This is a genomic window from Cupriavidus phytohabitans, assembly GCF_000426345.1.
Lineage (GTDB): Bacteria > Pseudomonadota > Gammaproteobacteria > Burkholderiales > Burkholderiaceae > Cupriavidus.
In genome coordinates, this window is sequence record NZ_AUFE01000260.1 from 1 (window position 1) to 1,016 (window position 1,016).

Annotated in this window: 1 pseudogene; it reads right to left on the reverse strand. The window is 63.6% G+C overall.

The annotated features are described in order from the left end of the window. Positions 1-367, reverse strand: a pseudogene (locus K309_RS43735) (hypothetical protein); the annotation flags it as partial. Positions 368-1,016 lie beyond the last annotated feature (649 nt).

Genomic DNA, 1,016 nt, shown 5'->3' on the forward strand with positions numbered 1-1,016 from the left:
CGAACTGCTGCCATGGGCCATGGCTGAGCAGATCCGCTCGAACGCCGCCTGAAAGTAACCTCCTCGTCAAGAACGCTGACCGTCGGACGGTTACGAACAGCGCGCGCCCGCCCTGGGTGTAGCCGCGGCCTACAGCATTGTCCCGGGCGTTGACGCGGAAGATGCCGGCCTTGTCCGAATAGAACGCCATCGGTTTGCCGTGGCGCTCAACATAGGCGCGCGTGGCGGTGAAGTACGCCGCCGTCGATTCGCTCGGCACGAAGAGCAACTGCATCAGCTGGCCCGTGGCGTCATCGACATAGACCAGCAGGGTGCACGCCGGCGCCCGGTCCTCGAACCAAGCGGGATCGGAGCCATCGATCTGCACCAGCTCGCCCCGGCAGGTGTGGGGGTTGCGCGGCTGGTGCGCGCTTGGGCGGGCGCAGCTTCCTGGGAAACTAAAATCCGGCGTCGATCATGAAGCGGCGTACGCATGCTGCCGAGATGGCTATACCGTGGCGCTCGCGTAGCTTCTCCCCAGGCGAGGGTCGGGCCCAAGTCGGCATAGCTGTCGCCGACCAGGCCAAGCATGCGGGGCTTCAGCCGGGGGGGGGGACGATGATTCGGAGCGCCTTGCCGGCGACTCTGTAAGCCCGACGCGCCTTCGAGCGGGTACCGACGCAGCACGCCCACCGTCTGCCCTGTGGTGAGTACTAGCCGGGCCGCCGCAATGCCTGCCATTCTTAGATCTGAAGGGTGCCAAGAGGCAGTCGGACATCAACACTGACAGCCGAGGAGTACTCGCGCGTGCGGAAGCCGTTCGCGCGCACGCGGCGGTGAGATGGATCCCGGCGCAGCAAATCGACATCATGGCCCGATCTTCTCGATGGGCTTGCTGCGGGGGATAGACAATCCGTTTCGGACTGAGGTCAGTCGGAAAAGGTGGATGCCAACGTTTCGTACAATCTCGAAACGGAGAGCATCATGAATCGAATTCCCAAGGCGACTTACACGAAAGAGTTTCGTGAAGAGGCGGT